This is a genomic window from Streptomyces sp. NPDC101225 (assembly GCF_044767585.1).
GTDB lineage: Bacteria > Actinomycetota > Actinomycetes > Streptomycetales > Streptomycetaceae > Streptomyces.
Genome location: NZ_JBIWOE010000027.1, coordinates 59,457 through 76,126 on the forward strand (window position 1 = coordinate 59,457; position 16,670 = coordinate 76,126).

General features: G+C 69.7%; 22 protein-coding genes. 9 read left to right on the forward strand and 13 right to left on the reverse strand.

What is annotated here, in order from left to right; all coding sequences use genetic code 11:
* Positions 1 to 8: 8 nt before the first annotated feature.
* From ACIRPX_RS30835 to ACIRPX_RS30860, 6 genes are all read right to left on the reverse strand, one after another.
* The gene (locus ACIRPX_RS30835) at positions 9 to 1,910 is read right to left on the reverse strand and encodes an FtsK/SpoIIIE domain-containing protein (protein ID WP_404201325.1); all 1,902 of its coding nucleotides are present in this window, start codon (positions 1,908 to 1,910) and stop codon (positions 9 to 11) included.
* 304 nt (positions 1,911 to 2,214) lie between these two features.
* Positions 2,215 to 2,529 carry a hypothetical protein gene (locus ACIRPX_RS30840; RefSeq protein WP_404201327.1) on the reverse strand — a complete coding sequence of 105 codons (315 nt, stop codon included), beginning with the start codon at positions 2,527 to 2,529 and terminating at the stop codon, positions 2,215 to 2,217.
* Positions 2,530 to 2,547: 18 nt separating this feature from the next.
* Positions 2,548 to 2,889, reverse strand: a complete 342-nt coding sequence (locus tag ACIRPX_RS30845) for an RRQRL motif-containing zinc-binding protein (RefSeq protein WP_404201329.1) — start codon at positions 2,887 to 2,889, stop codon at positions 2,548 to 2,550.
* Positions 2,889 to 3,866, reverse strand: a complete 978-nt coding sequence (locus ACIRPX_RS30850) for a DUF2637 domain-containing protein (protein ID WP_404201331.1) — start codon at positions 3,864 to 3,866, stop codon at positions 2,889 to 2,891. The genes ACIRPX_RS30845 and ACIRPX_RS30850 overlap by 1 nt, the downstream gene beginning before the upstream one ends.
* Positions 3,863 to 4,159 carry a DUF6303 family protein gene (locus ACIRPX_RS30855; protein WP_404201333.1) on the reverse strand — a complete coding sequence of 99 codons (297 nt, stop codon included), beginning with the start codon at positions 4,157 to 4,159 and terminating at the stop codon, positions 3,863 to 3,865. Before ACIRPX_RS30855 ends, ACIRPX_RS30850 begins: the two co-directional genes overlap by 4 nt.
* A complete protein-coding gene (locus ACIRPX_RS30860) occupies positions 4,156 to 4,413 on the reverse strand; it encodes a DUF6284 family protein (RefSeq protein WP_404201335.1) in 258 nt (85 codons plus the stop codon). Before ACIRPX_RS30860 ends, ACIRPX_RS30855 begins: the two co-directional genes overlap by 4 nt.
* A gap of 475 nt (positions 4,414 to 4,888) precedes the next feature.
* On the opposite strand from ACIRPX_RS30860, the gene ACIRPX_RS30865 reads away from it, so the two are divergent.
* Complete coding sequence (locus ACIRPX_RS30865; protein WP_404201337.1) at positions 4,889 to 5,662, forward strand: GntR family transcriptional regulator; 774 nt, start codon at positions 4,889 to 4,891, stop codon at positions 5,660 to 5,662.
* Positions 5,659 to 6,219, forward strand: coding sequence for a GNAT family N-acetyltransferase (locus tag ACIRPX_RS30870; protein ID WP_404201339.1), 561 nt, complete (start codon positions 5,659 to 5,661; stop codon positions 6,217 to 6,219). The genes ACIRPX_RS30865 and ACIRPX_RS30870 overlap by 4 nt, the downstream gene beginning before the upstream one ends.
* A gap of 14 nt (positions 6,220 to 6,233) precedes the next feature.
* Here the strand turns inward: ACIRPX_RS30870 and ACIRPX_RS30875 are convergent, their stop codons facing one another.
* Positions 6,234 to 7,415 (reverse strand): hypothetical protein, encoded by a 1,182-nt coding sequence (locus ACIRPX_RS30875; RefSeq protein ID WP_404201341.1) that lies wholly within the window; start codon positions 7,413 to 7,415, stop codon positions 6,234 to 6,236.
* A 388-nt stretch (positions 7,416 to 7,803) separates the two neighbouring features.
* Positions 7,804 to 9,231, reverse strand: coding sequence for a condensation domain-containing protein (locus tag ACIRPX_RS30880; protein ID WP_404201343.1), 1,428 nt, complete (start codon positions 9,229 to 9,231; stop codon positions 7,804 to 7,806).
* A gap of 304 nt (positions 9,232 to 9,535) precedes the next feature.
* Here ACIRPX_RS30880 and ACIRPX_RS30885 point away from each other — a divergent pair, with 304 nt between their 5' ends.
* The 4 genes from ACIRPX_RS30885 (at position 9,536) to ACIRPX_RS30900 (ending at position 11,409) form a co-directional block, all read left to right on the forward strand.
* On the forward strand, positions 9,536 to 9,793 hold the full coding sequence (locus ACIRPX_RS30885) for a hypothetical protein (RefSeq protein ID WP_404201345.1): 258 nt from the start codon (positions 9,536 to 9,538) through the stop codon (positions 9,791 to 9,793).
* A 176-nt stretch (positions 9,794 to 9,969) separates the two neighbouring features.
* Positions 9,970 to 10,335: a hypothetical protein gene (locus ACIRPX_RS30890; protein WP_404201347.1), complete on the forward strand. Its 366-nt coding sequence runs from the start codon at positions 9,970 to 9,972 to the stop codon at positions 10,333 to 10,335.
* A 208-nt stretch (positions 10,336 to 10,543) separates the two neighbouring features.
* Positions 10,544 to 10,933, forward strand: a complete 390-nt coding sequence (locus ACIRPX_RS30895; RefSeq protein WP_404201349.1) for a hypothetical protein — start codon at positions 10,544 to 10,546, stop codon at positions 10,931 to 10,933.
* Between the two features lie 98 nt (positions 10,934 to 11,031).
* Positions 11,032 to 11,409 carry a hypothetical protein gene (locus tag ACIRPX_RS30900; protein WP_404201351.1) on the forward strand — a complete coding sequence of 126 codons (378 nt, stop codon included), beginning with the start codon at positions 11,032 to 11,034 and terminating at the stop codon, positions 11,407 to 11,409.
* A gap of 122 nt (positions 11,410 to 11,531) precedes the next feature.
* Here ACIRPX_RS30900 and ACIRPX_RS30905 read toward each other — a convergent pair whose 3' ends face one another.
* The 3 genes from ACIRPX_RS30905 to ACIRPX_RS30915 form a co-directional block, all read right to left on the reverse strand.
* Entirely contained in the window at positions 11,532 to 11,840 is a 309-nt protein-coding gene (locus tag ACIRPX_RS30905) for a hypothetical protein (RefSeq protein WP_404201353.1), read from the reverse strand.
* Between the two features lie 238 nt (positions 11,841 to 12,078).
* Complete coding sequence (locus ACIRPX_RS30910; RefSeq protein ID WP_404201355.1) at positions 12,079 to 12,372, reverse strand: hypothetical protein; 294 nt, start codon at positions 12,370 to 12,372, stop codon at positions 12,079 to 12,081.
* Between the two features lie 176 nt (positions 12,373 to 12,548).
* Positions 12,549 to 13,019: a hypothetical protein gene (locus ACIRPX_RS30915; RefSeq protein ID WP_404201357.1), complete on the reverse strand. Its 471-nt coding sequence runs from the start codon at positions 13,017 to 13,019 to the stop codon at positions 12,549 to 12,551.
* 349 nt (positions 13,020 to 13,368) lie between these two features.
* Between ACIRPX_RS30915 and ACIRPX_RS30920 the strand changes: the two genes are divergently transcribed.
* Both ACIRPX_RS30920 and ACIRPX_RS30925 read left to right on the forward strand, forming a co-directional pair.
* Positions 13,369 to 14,106, forward strand: a complete 738-nt coding sequence (locus ACIRPX_RS30920) for a hypothetical protein (RefSeq protein WP_404201359.1) — start codon at positions 13,369 to 13,371, stop codon at positions 14,104 to 14,106.
* A 71-nt stretch (positions 14,107 to 14,177) separates the two neighbouring features.
* Positions 14,178 to 14,465, forward strand: coding sequence for a hypothetical protein (locus ACIRPX_RS30925; protein ID WP_404201361.1), 288 nt, complete (start codon positions 14,178 to 14,180; stop codon positions 14,463 to 14,465).
* A 71-nt stretch (positions 14,466 to 14,536) separates the two neighbouring features.
* Here the strand turns inward: ACIRPX_RS30925 and ACIRPX_RS30930 are convergent, their stop codons facing one another.
* Both ACIRPX_RS30930 and ACIRPX_RS30935 read right to left on the reverse strand, forming a co-directional pair.
* Complete coding sequence (locus ACIRPX_RS30930; RefSeq protein ID WP_404201363.1) at positions 14,537 to 15,040, reverse strand: GNAT family N-acetyltransferase; 504 nt, start codon at positions 15,038 to 15,040, stop codon at positions 14,537 to 14,539.
* Positions 15,041 to 15,050: 10 nt separating this feature from the next.
* A complete protein-coding gene (locus ACIRPX_RS30935; protein ID WP_404201365.1) occupies positions 15,051 to 16,007 on the reverse strand; it encodes an aminoglycoside phosphotransferase family protein in 957 nt (318 codons plus the stop codon).
* On the opposite strand from ACIRPX_RS30935, the gene ACIRPX_RS30940 reads away from it, so the two are divergent.
* On the forward strand, positions 16,006 to 16,662 hold the full coding sequence (locus ACIRPX_RS30940) for a rhomboid-like protein (protein WP_404201367.1): 657 nt from the start codon (positions 16,006 to 16,008) through the stop codon (positions 16,660 to 16,662). The two genes, ACIRPX_RS30935 and ACIRPX_RS30940, sit on opposite strands and share 2 nt — an antisense overlap.
* Positions 16,663 to 16,670 lie beyond the last annotated feature (8 nt).

Below are 16,670 nucleotides of genomic sequence, written 5' to 3' on the forward strand. Positions count from 1 at the left end.
GCGGGTACTCAGGCCGCTTCCTTGCCGGGCAGGAGCATTCCGTCGTCGCTCTTGCGGAGGTCTCCCGTAGTGGTGAGCGCCTTGATTTCGCGGGAGACGGTGCCCTTGTTGATGCCGGTCCGGTCTGTGACGTCCCGCAGGGTGCGGGCCCCGTCGTGCACGGCCCGCAGCACCCGGTCCCGGTTCGTCTCCGGCACCGGCGTCGTGCTCACGTCCGGGGCGGTGGCCTGCTCCTTGACCAGCCGGAGCGTGCTTCCGGTCGGCTTGGACGAACCGCGGTGCCAGACGGGCCGGTCGGGCAGGGCGATGACGTCGGCCGGGGAGAACGCGCGGGTGCTGATCGGGTTCGGCTTGGCCTTCGGCCCCGAGCGCAGCATCGCCACGCCGGGCATGGGCAGTTCGTGCGCGTGCCAGCCCTTCTCGGTGGCGTCCTCACCGAATACCACCCGGGACTCCCCGGACGTGCTCAGGGCGAGCGCGGCCCGGTAGGTGATCTGCGCGCTGACCTGCGGGTCAATGCCACCGTTGCGGTCCATGGTTGGCTTCTGAGTGGCCCAGATCAGGATGATCTCGGCCGCGCGCGCCATGCGGGCCAGGGTCCGCAGGTTCTCCATGATCCGGCCCCAGTCCGGGTCACCCGGGTCGTCCTTCGTGGCACGGGCCCGGGGGGTTGCGGCCATGGAGATGACCTCCGCGCCTTCGTCCACGAAGACCGTGATGCGGGGCCGTTCGGGGCTGATGGAGATGACGTCCTGGCCGCGCGGGATGAGCGCCAGGCGCTCGTGCATCTCGGCAACCAGGTCGTCGGTGACCTCCAGCACCTCGTTCGGGGTGATGGCGGTGCGGGCGCGGTGCTGCCAGTTCATCGCCTCAACCCGCTTGGGGTCGATGACGACCAGGCGGTGATCCTCCGCCTCGGAGCCCTCCGCCAGCAGCGCGCGGGTGGACCAGGACTTGCCCGACCCGGAGGTGCCCGCGACCAGCATCCGGCGCCCGAGCGGCACCATGACCGGTTCGCCGGTGACGGTGTCGACGCCCCACGGGGCGCCGGGAGTCCAGCCGGTCAGGTCGATGCCGTCGGCCGCGCTGCGGGTCCGCAGCGTGATCGTGGCGCGGTCGCCGTGACTGCCGGAGGCGATCTCCATGCGCAGGTCGGTGCGCGCCCCGAGCAGGGCCCGGATCTCATCCGCCTTCACTCGGAACGTCTTCGGCGTCCACCGGCCGTCCAGCCGGACGTGGGAGACGAGACCGGCCGGGGTGAGCTTGGCCGGGGTGGGCACGGTGCCCGACAGACCGCGCGCGTCGGCATTGGTCACCCAGAACGACGGATCCAACCGCGCGGCCAGGCGCCGCTCCTCAGCGGTCATCCCGTCATCGAGGTGCACCGACGGCTGACGACGCCCCAGCCACAACCCGGCGACATTCAGGCCGATGAGTCCGGCGGAGATGGACGCCGGCCACAGCGTGAGCGCGTGCGTGGCCTCCGTCATCAGCCACGTTGCCAGCCCGCCCGGGACCGCGTGCGCCGCGTGCGTCTGCACCGCGCGGGCCGCGAGGGTGGCCGGGTAGTTCTTCCGCGCCTCCTTCAACACCGACCGTGCCTGGCTGTGATGCTGCCGGGCGGCCTTGTGAGCGGTGCGCGCGGCCCGACGGGTCGCAGACAGCGGGTTGTTCGACGCCTTGCGCGCCGCGCTGCGCTGATTGCGCGCCATCGCGTGTGTGGAGCGCGCAGAGTTGTGCTCGCGCTGCGCCGCCATGAGCGCCTTCAGATTCTCCGAGGTGCGGAGCTGCGCGCGTCGCTCCGCCTCGCGGTCCCACCGTGCCGCGAACGGCGCGCACATCGGCGCGAGCGCATCCAACGCGCTGTTGGTCGTAGCGGCGGTGGTCGACCATGCTTGTTTCCAGTCCACGAAAGGGTCCTCCAAGACCGTGGATGAGGGCCGGTGCGCCGTTGCGTGGCGTCACCGGCCCGCCCGATTTGGGATGGTTGGCGCTGCCGGTTGCGTCGGCAACGCCGGTTGAACCTCCGCAACCGCCCCTGACCTGCGGAGTTGCGGAGTTGCGCCGTTCCGGGGAGAGGGCCTCTACGCGCACGCGCGCGTAGAGGCTCGGAAAATGCGGTCACGCAGCGTCTTCGTGGGGGCGTGGGCGGCCGTTCACGGCCCGGGGGTCTTGCCCCCTCACGCGAGGGGGCTCGGGCGCCTCACGGGCCGTCTACGACTTCCGCCCGCTCCGGGCGAATTTGAAGGTGATGCCACCGGCCCCGATCGGTCCGGCGGTCTGCGTGATGACGGTGAAGGTGTGCGCGGCAGCGTCGAGCAGGGCGCACAGGGCGGCGACCAGTCCCCAGCAGCCCATGGCGGCGGCGCCCGCGATGACGAGCGGAACCAGGTAGTGACGCATCGGGCGTCCGGCCGGGTCGGTCGTGTGGACGACGATGACGACGGGATGTCCGGTGGCTTCCGCACGCCGGTAGGCGTCGGCGGGAATGTGCGGGGCGATGATCCCCGGCGGGTCACGGTGGTCCATCAGGGCTCTCCCTCCCGATCAGATGGGGCTCGCGCAGGGCACGCAGGCACCGAGCGCGGCGGGGATGACGTATCCGGCATCGCGCCGGCACGCGGGGCAGATGCGCCGCGCCCGGTTGGCGCGGGCGAGCGCGGCCCACCGACCCGGCGTCATCGGCCGGACGGGCTTGGCTGCCTCGATGCGGTAGAGGTAGGCGACCAGCGGGCCCCGCCGTCGGCGGGGACGCCGGAGTTCGGCGACCACGTCCTGACCCCCCGGGCGCAGTCCCATCGCGCGGAGCTGGCGGCGGGTGGCCAGCCCGTCGGGGGCGAGCCGCCACCGGTACACCGGCAGTGCGCCACCGGCCGGGGCGGTGGCCATCAGCGGGCCGTGCCCGTCAGGTCGACGGGCACGCCGTTGACCGGACCGCGCAGTTCGGCGTAGCGGGTGGACACCCACCCGACCGACCAGCCGCACAGCTCCGCCGCCTGCCGCACCGGCAGGCCCTCGGCATGCGCGGCGGCCACGACGGCGCGCGCGTCGTCCTCGGGCAGCTTGTCCGGGGCCGGACCGGCGGACAGCAGCGCGGCGCGTTCACGGCGCTCCTGCTCGGCACGCTCGCGCCGCTCGTGTTCGGTGCGTTCGGCGGCCTCGCGTTCACGGCGTTCACGCTCCCGCTCACGCTGTTCACGCTCACGCTCCAGGCGTTCACGCTCGGCCTGCTCAGCCCGCTCCCGGGCCTGCTCCCGCTCGCGTTCCTCGCGCCGCACGCGCTCTTCCCGCTCGGCCTGTTCACGGGCCATGCGGGCTTCGTGCTCACGCTGTTCACGCGCCAGCGCCGCCGCATGCTCGCGTTCCTCACGGGCCCGCCGCGCGGCCTCCTCGCGCCGCTCGATGACGGCGCGTTCACGGGCGTCCCGCTCGGCCTGCTGCCTGGCCTCCAGCTCCACCACAGCGGCGGTGATCGCACGCCGGTAGGCAAGGCCGGTCTCGGCAGTGACGATCAGCAGCAGCGGGGCGACCGCGTGCACCGCCACGCCCACCAGGTCATTCTTCAGTGCCGAGTCGGCCACGTTGAGGGCGAGCGTCATGCAGCCGGTCATCCACCGCAGCACGATCGGCCAGCGCCCGCCGTGCCCCCCGAGCCGGGCGAGCACCGCATCGAGGCGGACCACGATGACCACGGCCGCATCCACCACCAGCGGCAGGATAGGAGCCGTCCAGGCCCACCGGTCGGGGGTGTGCGCGGCGGCCAGCGGGGTGACGGTCAGGATCGAATACAGCATGGCGCCCGCCACGATCAGCCACGTGCCGGCCGACAGCGCGCGCTCGGCTGAACGGATCTGAACGGCGTTCACGCGCTCACCCCCGACCGTGAACGCACCCGCATCGCCGCGATCAGCACGACCGCAGAGGCGGGATCGTCGGGGTCCTCGCGGTCCTCGGTCCACGACCACTCGGCACCCGCAACCGGCTCGAACCCGAGCAGGTTGAGCGCGTTCACACGGTCCGTGAACGTCGGCACCGCACGGCCGAACCGGTACTCCGGCCACCGCTCGGTCGTGTCCAGCAGCACCACATACAGGCGCCAGCGGCCCGCACGCACGGACATCTGCGCGGTGAACTCCCGCGCGCTCGTCTGCCCGCTCACGCGGCGTCGCCCCGGGGTGCAGTCGCGGCCTGGTGCGCCAGCGCGGCCAGCAGCCGACGCCGGGCCCGGCGGATACGCCGGACGTCCAGCTCGCTGGGGGTGCGGTCCAGGGTGATGATCTGCGCGTCCAGCAGGTCGACGTCTGCCAGGATGACGGGCATCTCCCGCTCGATCGCGTCCAGCTCGGCGTTCGTCGGCTCCATGAAGTCGGCGAACGCGGTAACAGCGTCCTGAACAGTGACGATGTCTTCCATTGGGTCGTGTTCTCCCTCGCAGGTGGAACGGCCCGAACAGCGGCCCCGGAGTTGCACCTCCGGGGCCGCGCGCCGTTGAAATGGGATGGGATGCCGCTGCGCTGAGCGCGGCGGCGAACGCGGCCAAGATCGATGGGCCGCAGCGCCCCGGACCGGGCTCGAACCGGTCAGGCTGCCGTACGGGGCACGCCGGTCTTCTCCGCCTTGTTTCCGACCCCTTCGGGCAGGCGGACCACGGGTTACCGGCAGTTCCCTGTGTGAAGTTCTCAAGCTGCTTGCGCTGCCTTCGTACTCACCCCTGCGGGCTTTCCTCCGTGCGCTATCAGTCCAGGCAGGCGCACTTGCAGGTGTTGCACCTCCTGTTCAGCTTGTTGGTACAAGCTGATGCAGTGATGCTGCACCGGCGGACGGTGAGTCGTCAAGGGGGTTGGCCTACATGTACCAACAAGTTGCGCGAGTGCGTCATGATGAGGGCATGAACAAGCAACCGAAGTACCGGCAAGTCGCCGATGCCCTGCGCCGCGAGATCGACAACGGCACGTTCCCGCCGGGGTCGCGGCTGCCCTCCGAGAACGACCTACAGCAGCGATTCGACGCGTCTCGGAACACCGTCCGCAACGGGCTGAGCCTGCTGGTCAGCGAGGGACTGCTGACGTCCAGCCAGGGGCTCGGCTACGAGGTCAAGTCTCACGAGGTGTTCGAACTCAATGCGTCCCGGTTCGAGAACCTGAACTTCCCTCAGAACGGAGACTCGTACAACACCGACGTCACCAACGCGGGGCGACGGCCACACCAGACGTTCCGGGTTGAGATGCTGCAGGCGCCGGAGGAGATCGCTCGGCGGCTGAACATCATGACGGGTACGAAGGCGGTATTGCGGTTCTGCCATCGCTATGTGGACGACGTCCCTTGGTCGACGCAAGCGACCTACTACCCATCGTGGCTGGTCGAGGCGTCGCCGCGACTTGCCGAGCCCGAGGACATCGACGAGGGAACCACGCGGTATCTAGCGGCTCAAGGCATTGAGCAGATCGGGTACTTCGACGAGATCGCCGCGCGCATGCCGACGCCGGAGGAGGCGCGACTGTTGGAGATCAGCGCTGGCGTCCCGGTCCTTCTTTGGACGCGTACCGGCTACTCCGGGGACCGGCCCATCCGGTGCACCATCACCACGTTCCGGGGCGACCTCAACCGGATGAACTACGAGATCGGCGACCTGTCCGCCCGAAGCGAGAACGAGCCCAAGTGAGAATCGTCCCAGCTCAACCGCAGGATGTGTCCAAGCTGCTGGCCTTCCGTGAGGAGGCCGCAGCTTGGCTTTCCCGGCTTGGCACCGACCAATGGCAGCGCCCCTACCCGGCGGACAAGCTGCTGAAGACCGTTGAGGCGGGGACAGTCTTCATGGTCAAAGATGGCGGCGCCACGGCGGGAACTATCACCCTCACTCCCGAGGCGGAAGCCGGGCTCTGGACAGACGAGGAGCTGACGGAACCCTCACTGTTCATCAACAAGTTGACGGTGGCTCGTACTCACGCCGGTCAGAACCTCGGTGGACGCCTGCTCGATTGGGCCGGAGACCGGGCCTACCGAGCGGGCGCGAAGTGGCTACGCCTGGACGCGTGGACGACCAACGCCGGCTTGCAGGAGTACTACCTCCGTCACGGTTTCGAGTACGTCCGGACGGTCGTAGGGGGAGAGGCCGTGAACGGTGGTCCACGCGTCTCGGGGTGGCTCGCTCAGCGGCCTGCGCGGCCGACGGAGCATGGATTCGTGGACGAAACCCCAGATCCGAGCCCGATGGCGTAATGGCCTCGCAGCCTTCAGGATGCGTTGCTCCGGTGACGTTGGGGGAAAGGGGCACCGACCGGCCAATGCTCGGGCAGGCTGAGGGCGGTGTGGATGGGGTAAGCCGCTGGTTGGTATTCGACTTGGGTGTCGACCAACTGTGCGGTTCCCCAGGTAGGGAGGACGGGAGCTGCAAGCGACTCCGGGGCGGGGCTTTGCCACAGGACGGGGGTGTTCTTCGTCCAGGTCGAGGGCGCTGGGTTGTCGACGATGAGCACGCCGCTGACCCGGCTGTGGTCATGGTCGTAGGTGGCAGTCCAGTAGCCGTCGCGCTTTCGGTCGAACGTCGGTGTGCCGGCGTGGGCGTACTCGACCGTGGTCCCGTACAGCGCGGTCTCGGTGTCCTCATTTTCGGGGAAGTAGGGGGCGTGGCCAACCGCAATGATGAACGGCAGAGCTAGGTCGCCGTACTTTCGGCCCTTCCGTTTGACGGCTTCGAGCACGAGACTCGTGTTGTCGTCGAGCCATACCGAGGGGTAGACGCCGATTGTCCTGCTCGTTGGGTTGCCTCGCTTGCCGGGGCTGCGAGGGATCGCTTCAAACGTAATGCCCCACCCAGCCTCGTGCCAGGTGTGTCTGGGCAGCGGCATGTCGTTCTCGTGCTCGGCGATGACTTGGTCGGGGTCCAAGCTCGCCAGCCATCGTGTCAGTTCGGCTTTCAGCCGCTTCTGCGGGGGCGTTACCGTCCCGACGCTGTCCAGTTCGCATGACACGAAGAAGTTTGGGCTCGTCACACGATTGATGGCATCGCTCAGCTGAGGTGGGAGCGAGTTAGACGCGGTGTGGCCTGGGCGCTGGGCCGTCCAGATCGCCTCGACGACAAACTGCCTGCCATCGCGAGTGACCAGGAAGTCGGGCTTCTTGCCACCTGTGCCTATCTGATGCTCGATCTCCACGGTGCAACCGGAACCTAGCAGCATCTCGTGTAGGTACAACTCCCACAGTGCTGAGAAGACGTTCGTGTCGAGGTTCCGGTCCCGCAGCCGACTGCGCAGGCCGGGTTGAGCCTGGTCAGGGATGTGTGACCACCACTCGTTGATCACACCCCGGACCTGGTCCCAGAACGGACCGGCGACCCTGTCGAAGAACTCGGCATGCGGCTCCGCTGCAAGCTTCGGTGACGCATCGACCCGGTGCCAATTCCTGTATACGACCACGACCAACGATCGTAGAGCGCCCTGCCAACCGTGCCCACGCGTTTTCCGCTGCGTCGCAGAGTCCCCGAGGCTCAAACGCATCGTGGCCGAGCGCTGCCGTCCTGCCACTCGGGCCACGGTGGGGCGCTCGCCGACAGAGTGAACGGGCGAAACCGCAGCTCTAAGTGGGTGAGGTCTGACGGCACCCTTTGACGGCAACACCGGTACACATTGCGGTACTCGGACACCCCACCGTGCATCCCGTACGGCAGGCGGGGAGGCGGCGTCCCTGACTATTGGGCCGCTGGGGTGAACTTGTAAAGCGAAGGTCGTCGGTTCGAATCCGACAGGGGGCTCGGCAGACGGCAGGCCCGCCCCCTCGTGGGAGCGGGCCTGCCGTGCGTCGCGGTCATCCCACGAGTTCCCTCGGCGCGAACTCGCCGGCCCGCTGCTCGCGGGCCACGGTGACGATGACGTCCCTCAGCCGCTCGACGTACAGCCGCATGTTCTTGTACGCGGCGTCGGTGTCGGGGTAGCGGCAGGTGAACCACAGGCCCTCGTGGAGCCGGTTCAGCCAGACGCACACCTGGTCGCCGTAGGAGACCCGGACCAGCCCGTAGGCCGTCAGCTCGGCCCAGCGCTCCGAGCCGGGGATGCCTCGTGCGTCGACGAACGAGACGATCGAGTACAGGTCGGGCGAGGTCGGCCGGAAGTCCGTGCCGAGCAGACGCAGCACCCGGGCCAGCGGCATGCGCGCCAGCGACCGGTTGGCCTGCAGCTCGGCGCGCACCGTCTTGAGGGCGGTGCGGAAGTCGGGTGCCTGGTCGACGGCGACCTCGATGGGCGCTCCGCCGACGTACCAGCCCACGGAGTTGCTCCACTTGGACTTCACCCGCGTGTGGAACGGCACGACGGCGCGGTAGACGGGCCGGCCGCCGATCTCGTGGACGATGAGGCTCGTGGCGGCCAGGATGCCGACGAGGCTGCCGCCGAAGGGCCGGCAGTACGCCTCGAAGGCCGCAGCGGCGTCCGCGTCGACGAGCATCTCCCGCATGAGCTTCTGCGTGGGCAGCGGGCCGCCGGGCTCAAGTCCCAGGTCCACGGGGAAGTTGGGGAGCTTTCCGTCGCACCGCTGGATGAACTCCCGCCAGCGGCCGACGATCGCGTGGCCGCCCTCGAGGCGGTCCGCGTCCGCGCGCTCGATCTCGCAGAAGTCGACGTAGCTGCCGACCGGCGCCGCCCCCACGACGGGGCGGCCCTCCAGGGCGGCCGTGTAGAGCTCGTGGATCTCGGCGGGGATGCGCTGGATGGAATAGGCGTCGACATTGCTGTGGTCGAAGCCGACGTACACGCTGGTGCCGTCGTCCCTGACCACCGCCGCGTAGAGGAAGTTGGGCCAGCTCAGCGCGTTGGCGCCGTCGTCGAACCGGTCCTGGAGGTGCTGGACGAGCCGGTCCGCGTCCGGGAAGTCGCCGACCTCCTCGCGGTGCAGCGAGACGGCTTCGGGGGCGAGGGTGAAGCGGTGCATCTCGTCGCCCTCCCAGCGGAAGCCGCTGCGCAGCGTCTCGTGCCGCAGCGTCCAGCCGTGCAACGCCTCCTCGAGCGCGTCGAGGTCGACCCGGCCCGGGATGTCGAAGGCGGTGCCGAGCCAGGTCGGCACGAACAGGCCGTCCTCCCGCACGGACCGCGCGGTCCTGATGTGTCCCTCCTGGACGTACGCCGGCGGCCGGGGGTCGGCCGGAAGGTCCGCCGCAGCCGCGACTGTCTCCGGACTGAGCGCCCACTCGACAAGCCGTCCGGGCCGGACCTCGCAACGCTGGATGTCGGTCATTCGCACGGGCGTCTCCGTTCGCAGTTGGAGCCCGAATGGGGTGGACCCGATCAAGGGAATGCCGCGACCGTGAAAGGAGATACCCGGAACATGATGTGTTCCCACTTTTGAGTGGATTGAGTGATCGGCGGTTGTGAGCCAATCGGTCTGCCGGGCATCCCGTAGCCCCAATCAAGGCGCATATCCCGGGCCCTCGTACGGACACGGGCATTTCGACGGTGCGGGAATACCCTTTTGTAACTGATAGTGTTCGTCCAGTCACAGTAGGCAATCAGCCTCGACTTACAGGCAATCAAGGACCGAGGGTTCCATGCGCAAGCTTCAGAAGGCCATGATCGCAGCGGCAGTGGCGGCCGGCGGCCTGTCCGCAATCGGTGCCGGCGCCGGTACGGCCTCCGCCCACGGCTACGGCTACGACGACACGCCGAAGGCGGCCGAGCACTACCGCCCCTACCAGGAGTGCAGCCCGCAGACGGCGGCCGAGGGCGACCTTCCGATCAGCGTGCTGGGTCTGTCCGAGACCTTCGACACCACCTGCGGTCAGTTCAACAACGCCTTCACCGGCTGACGGCGACCGCCAGGTCCTGCGCGACGCTTTCCGCGGGCCCCTCGGGGGCACCCCCCGAAGGGGCCCGTCCGTGTGTGGCGGCCCGGCGTGCGAGGCCGCTCAACCCCAGGTCAGCCCCTTCACTTCATCAGCGAATCGGCCCCGAACGGGCGTCCCTCACAAAGGAAACGGATCACATGTTCAGTAGGAAGAAGATCGCGGCCGTCTCAGGGCTCATCTGCGGCCTCGCTGTGACCGGTCTCGGCGTCACCCAGGCGCATGCCGCCACGGGGCCGGGTACCTGCAGCGTCGATCTCCAGGGCAACGTCACCTGCGTGCAGAAGATCACCGGCCGGATGGCCGAGGGCGAGCCGTTCGCGCTCCCCAGGTCGACGACGTGCCAGCCGATCCAGCCGATGAAGCTGCCGGTCATTCCCCTGGTGAACAACGGGTCCACGCGGATCGGGCCCGAGGTGACCTGTATTCCGGACGGTGCTTCGGTGCCCGTCACGAGCGACAAGAGTGACGACGGTTTCGAATTGCCCGGTGGCCTGCTGGGCTGATCCCCTTTTCGTGTGACGGACGGCCGGTATTCGGGGTGACTCGAACCGGCCGTTCTGCGTGGTGATAAATGAAAAAAATGTTTATCGCCATAAACCGACACGGCATGGCGAAGGCCCCGAAGATCCCCAATGGCTACGGTGTGTCTGTATATGCTCACATTAAGTAGTCGAGCCAGGGCTTCACGCCCAGTCAGGAAAGGGTCTTACTATGCGCACGTTTCAGCGGGCCGCGGCCGTAGTCGCAGCGGTCGCGGGACTGTCCGCTCTCGGTGCCGGCGTCAGCTTCGCCGACGGCTTCGGTGGGGTCACCGCGGTGGCCTCCTCGCAGGCCAACGCCGTGGCCACCAGCGGTGCCCCGTACGGCCCGCAGGCCGCTCCGCAGGCGGCCCCGTACTTCGCGCCGACGAACGGTTTCAACTACGCGCCGCAGAGGGGCTACTTCGCCGCTCCGCAGGCCGCTCCCCAGGCCGCCCCGCAGGCGGCTGCTCCCCAGGCCGCCCCGCAGATGGTCCCGCAGATGGCTCCGCAGGCGGCCCCGCAGATGGCCCCGCAGGCCGGCTACGGCTACGGCTACGCGGCCCCGTACGGCGGCCAGTAAGGCCGCATCGCACACCCTCACACAGCACCGGCAGCCCGGACGCGCGAAAACCCCTCGGGGCGCGCGGCCGGGCTGCGCCAATTGCAAAGGAAGACACCATGTTCACTCGAAGGACCGTCGCAACCGTCTCGGGACTCCTGGGAAGCCTCGCGGTGATCTACGTCGGCGGCGCGCAGGCGTACGCCGACCAGCCGCCCGGCGACTGCAGGACCAGCGCCGAGGGGGAGACGACCTGCGTGCACAAGAGCGAGGCCGTCCACAAGGGCAAGAACGGCACGTTCGTCGTCAAGCAGGACCAGAAGTGCTCCACGCTGGCCCGGCCGCGGCTGGTGCTGCCCGACGAGGAGGCGACGAGCACGGGGACCATGGAGGTCGGCCCCGTGGTCGACTGCTCCAACACCGCGCCCCTGCCCAAGGGCTTCAAGCGCCCCCACGTCGACCGCCCGCACATCCAGCGTCCGCACATCGAGTTCTGACGCACCGTCGGGAATGCCGGACCGGGACGCTTCCCGATCCGGCATTTCGGCTTTCCGGCGGCAGGACACAAAGCCTCGGTGCCCCGGCCGTCCGGCCGGGGCACCGAGGAAGAGGGTCGGCCTTACTTGCCGACGCTGTTGTTGCAGCCCATGCTCGAGCCCAGCGAGGTCTGCTGCGCTCCGGCGTTGCCCTCGCCGTTGAGCAGGTTGCCGCCCAGGCCGTTGAGGATGCCGACCTGGCCGAGGACGTCGACGTTGGCGTCGTGCGACCGGCAGGTGGTGCTCTGCAGGACGCTGAAGCTGGAAGAGCCACGGTGCCCGTCTTCGCCCGAACCCCAGCCGCCCTGATCGGCGTGGGCGGCGCCGGCACCCATGAACCCGACGCTGCTGATGGCAGCGACCAGAACGGCGGCCTTGCGAAGCTTGTGCATGTCTTCTCCGGTGGAGTGAAGTGGATGCGATCTGTGACAGATCGACTTCGTGCAGTTACGGAGGCTAATACGAAATATCTCGGTAAAACCGTGCGGCACGCCGAATTCGGGGAAGCCTCACCGCCTTGGTCGATGGCCGTGAATTACCGGTGCACACATAAGGGGGTCCCGGCTCCGAGTCGCCCTCGGTGCCGGGACCGGATTCCCGCTCACGGCCGCGTGTGGCCGCCCACGTGAATTAGAAGGCGCTGTTGTTGCAGCCCATGCTCGAACCGATGTGGGTGTCCTGCGCGCCCGGGTTGCCCTCGCCGTTGAGCGCGTTGCCCAGCAGGCCGTTGAGCAGGCCGACCTGGCCGAGGACGTCCAGGTTCAGGTCGTGCGACTTGCAGTTGGAGCTCTGCAGCACGCTGGTGTGCTGGTCGCCGCCCCGGCCCCCGTGGCCTCCCTCTCCCGCCTGGGCGGTGCCGGCGCCGACGAGCCCGACGGTGCTGATGGCGGCGACCAGGACGGCAGCCTTGCGAAGCTTGTGCATGTCATCTCCGGTGGAGTGAAGTGATGACGATCCGTAACGGATCGACTTCGTACAGTCACGGAGATTAATAGGAAATATGGGCACAGCGGGCAGCGACGCGCCGTGTTTTGTGATCTTGCCGTTGAAGCACCGCCGGAGCGCGGCGGATCCGGGGCCGGCTGGGGAAGCGGCAGGCCCTAGTGGGCCTTGGCGAGGGCGTTGGCCTGGCTGTTGCCCTGGCCGCAGTTGACGCCCTTGGTCTCGGCGGCGGCGAGCAGCGCGACGGGGACGTTCGCGTTGAGCAGGTTCTGCGGGCTGCACTCCTGGTACGGGCGGAAGAGGTTGTTCTGCTCCACCGGGCCGGAGTGTCCCTGGGGGGCCGGCTGCGGGGTGAGCTGGGGGCTGAGCTTCGGGTTCACCTGCGGGTTGAGCTGCGGGCTGACGTCGGCGCCACCCGTCGGGGCGGCCTGGCGCTGCGGCGCGGGCGAACCGGTGGTGTGCGCGGTGGCCTGCGAACTGGTCCACGACGCGGCCTGGCTGCCCTGCTGCGGGGCGGGCGGCGGAGCGGTGTACCCGGCGGGGGCGTCGGCAAAGCTGGGGGCGGCGCCGATGGCGGACAGGCCCCCGGCTGCTGCTGCGACGAGCGCGACGTGCTGGAACTTGCGCATGGAACCCTCGGCCCTTCATTGACCTGTGCATGGAACGTGCGGAAATGCTGGATGGACCATTGCTCTGGTCCTGTGGCAACGACATAACTCCGGCCCCCGTCACGGGAGTCGGGGAGGGGTCACCCATTTGCCGAGGACGGCGAATCGGTGGTCCGGTTATCCGATCAATGCCAAACGGGTGACGGGGTTTTCGCCCCCGTGACCGGGTCGGCGGAAGGGTCGTTGCCAGCGGGGAGAGGGCAGTTGGGCGTCTACCGGAGAGGGACATCGGGATCCGCTGTCGGCTCCGGCGCGACTGCACTTAATACAACGGATTTCCCTGCACTGGTATTGAAGGGCCGAGGGTTCCATGCGAAAGCTTCACAAGGCCGCACTCGTCGTAGCGGCGGCCGGCGGTCTGTCCGCCATCGGCGCCGGCGTCAGCCAGGCCGACTCTATGGGCGGGTACTACCCCGGTTACGCCCCTGCGCCGGCTCCCTACTATCCGGCACCCCAGGCCGCGCCGGCGCTCCCTCCCCAGTACTACGCGCCTCCGGCGCCCCAGTACCAGGCGCCGGCACCTCAGTACTACGCGCCGCAGGCGCCGGCTCCCCAGTACTACCCGGCTCCCCAGCAGGCCGCTCCGCACGCCATGGCCGCGACCTCCGCCGCCGGCAGTGCGCAGGCCGGTCCGCAGTACGCGCAGCCGGCGCCGATGCGGTACGCCCCGCCGGCCCCGCCCCAGGTGGGTCAGGCCTCCGCCTTCGCCTCGTCGGGCGGTGCCGCGCAGGCCGGTCAGCCGTCGTACGGCGCGCCGCAGCAGGCCGCTCCCCAGCAGCAGGCGCCGCAGGTCGTGCCGCAGGTCGCCCCGCAGACCTCGCCGCAGGTCGTGCCGAAGGTAGCCCCGCAGGTCGAGATGCCGCAGGTCTTCAACCCCGAGCCGGCGCCGCACGTCGCGCCTCAGGTGAACCCTCAGGTGAACCCCGAGGTGAACCCGCTCATCAACCCGCTGATCTCGCCGGCCGGCGCGCCGCAGGTGCCCGGTCTCGGACTCGGCCAGGTCGCCGCGCCGCCGGTCGGCCAGCTGGGTCTGCCGCGACTCGGCTGACCGCCCTCCCGCAGGTTCCACCGTTCCCCCGATCTGCTGCAGATCACGTCCGCTCGATCAATGGAGAAGAAATGCGCAAGCTTCAGAAGGCGGCTCTCGTGGGGGCCGCCGTCCTCGGCAGCCTCGGTTCCCTCGGTGCCGGTCCCGCCTTCGCACACGGTGAGGCGGGGGCGCACGACGGCGGCTTCGACATCTCGCAGGGCATCGAGTGCCGCTCGCACGACATGAACGTCGACGTCCTCGGCAGCGTCGGCGCCCTGAACGGCGTGCTGGGCAACGCGCTCAACGGCGAGGGCAACCCGGGTGCGCAGGACCACCACCTCGGCTCCGACATGGGCTGCAACAGCAAGGCCCTCTGAGCGGCCGCCTCACCCGCTTCTCCGCACGACCCTCCCCGGCTCCCCTCCGCAAGGGGGTGCACATGCCCAGGTCAGGAGCGATCCTGCCTGGGCTTTCGCACGCCCTCGCCGAGCGCCGCGAGCGCCTCGTCCGTCAGCCGGTACACCGTCCACCCGTCCTGCGGGCGGGCGCCGAGGGACTCGTAGAAGGCGATGCTCGGGGCGTTCCAGTCCAGGACGGACCATTCGAGGCGCTCGTAGCCGCGGGTGGCGCAGATGCGGGCCAGTTCGGCGAGGAGGGATTTGCCGTGGCCGGCGCCGCGGGCGGTGGGGCGGACGTAGAGGTCCTCCAGATGGATGCCGTGGACGCCGCGCCAGGTGGAGAAGTTCAGGAACCACAGCGCGAAGCCGACCGGGTCGCCGGTGGTGTCGTCCGCCGCGATGTGGGCGAAGGCGGCGGGGTGTGTGCCGAAGAGGGCCTCGTGGAGCTGGGCCTCGGTGGCCTTCGCCTCGTGCGGGAGCTTCTCGTACTCGGCCAGCTCGCGGATCAGGCCGTGGACGACGGGGACGTCGGCGGGGGTCGCGGTGCGGATCACGTCCGTGAGGCTACGCCGGACGGTCCGTCCTCCGCGGGCGGCGGGGTCGTGGCCGGTCGCGCAGGCGGCGGGCGATGTCGAGTGCGCGGGGGTCCGGGGTGCGGCCGTCCTCGACGTCCCAGAGGGTGGTCTGCAGGGCACGGCCGAGGGTCCAGGCACGCGCGCGGGCGCGGTCCAGGCCGAGGACGTCCGTCATGGCGTCGAAGCGCCAGCGGATCTCACCGGCCTCGAAGCGGTTGCGGAGCGCCGGCCACAGCTCGAAGCCCGGGTCGCCGGCCAGGGGTTTGGGGTCGATGGCGAGCCAGGGGGCGCGGTCCGAGGAGAGGACGTTCTCGTCGTGCAGGTCCCAGTGCAGCAGGCGGTCGCCGGGTTCGTCCGCGACCTCCCGTACGGCGGCGGCGCAGTCCGCGACCAGGCGCCGGGTCCCGGTGTGGGGGATGCGCTCCAGCGCCCTGGGGGTCCGCTCCAGCATGGCCTGTGCGAGGTCGCCGAGGCGGCGCAGGCCCGGCGGGGCCGGGGCGGCGGTGAGACGGGCGAGCAGACGGGCGATGACCAGCACCGCCTCGCGCGTGCCGGGCAGCTGCGAGAGCATGCGGGTGTGGTCGAGTCGTTCCAGGAGCATGGTGTGGGTGGTCCTGTCGTGGTCGAGGAGACGGACCGCGCAGTCGCCGTCCCACCGGCGCAGGGCGACGGGTTCGCCCGCGCTCTCCGCGTCCCGCAGCTGCAGCTTCAGCGCGGCCGGGGTGCCGTCGGCGCGGACCACCGGCAGGACGAGGGCGGCCATGCCGTGCAGGGAGTGCCCGTCCGGCCGCAGCTCCCAGCGCCGCAGGAACTCCGCCGCGAGGTCCGGCAGGCCGGCGACGAAGGCCCGCCCCGCCCCGCCGTTGTACCTCTCCTGGGCGGCCGCCAGCCCGCTCGGGATGTCGATCACACGGGCGACGATACCGGCGTGGGTGAATGGCCTCATGCGACGTGACCGGGGGCTCGGAGAGAAGGCGTGGGCGTACGTCCGCAGCGCCCCCGGCACCTACCTCTGGCTGGCCGTCCTGTTCGTCACCACGGTCGCGCTGCACCACATGTCGCCGGAGTTCGAGCAGGACTTCCTGCGGCAGCGCTCCACCAACATCCACGAGCTGTCGAACGATCCCACGCGGGTGCTGGTGCAGAGCGCGATGTGGATCGACGGCGGCGACTGGCTGCCCTACGCCGTCCTCTACACCGTCTTCCACGCGCAGGCCGAGCGCTGGCTGGGGACGCTGCGCTGGCTGATGGTGTGCGTGGCCGCGCACGTGCTCGCCACGCTGATCAGCGAGGGGGCGCTGCTGAAGGCCGTGCGGGACGGGATGGCGCCGTACTCGGCGGTCAACACCCTGGACATCGGGGTGAGTTACGCGCTCGCGGGGGTGGTGGCGGTGCTGACGTACCGGATCGCCTCGCCCTGGCGGTATCCGTATCTCGCGGTCGTGCTGGTCGTGTACGGCGGGCCGCTCGCCTCCTCGCCCACCTTCACCGACTTCGGGCACTTCCTCTCCGTGCTGATCGGGCTCGCCTGCTATCCGCTGGTCAGAGGGCGCGGAGAAGCATGGAATCCGAAGGAGACATGGGCTGCCCTGAGGAGTTAGCTTTCCGG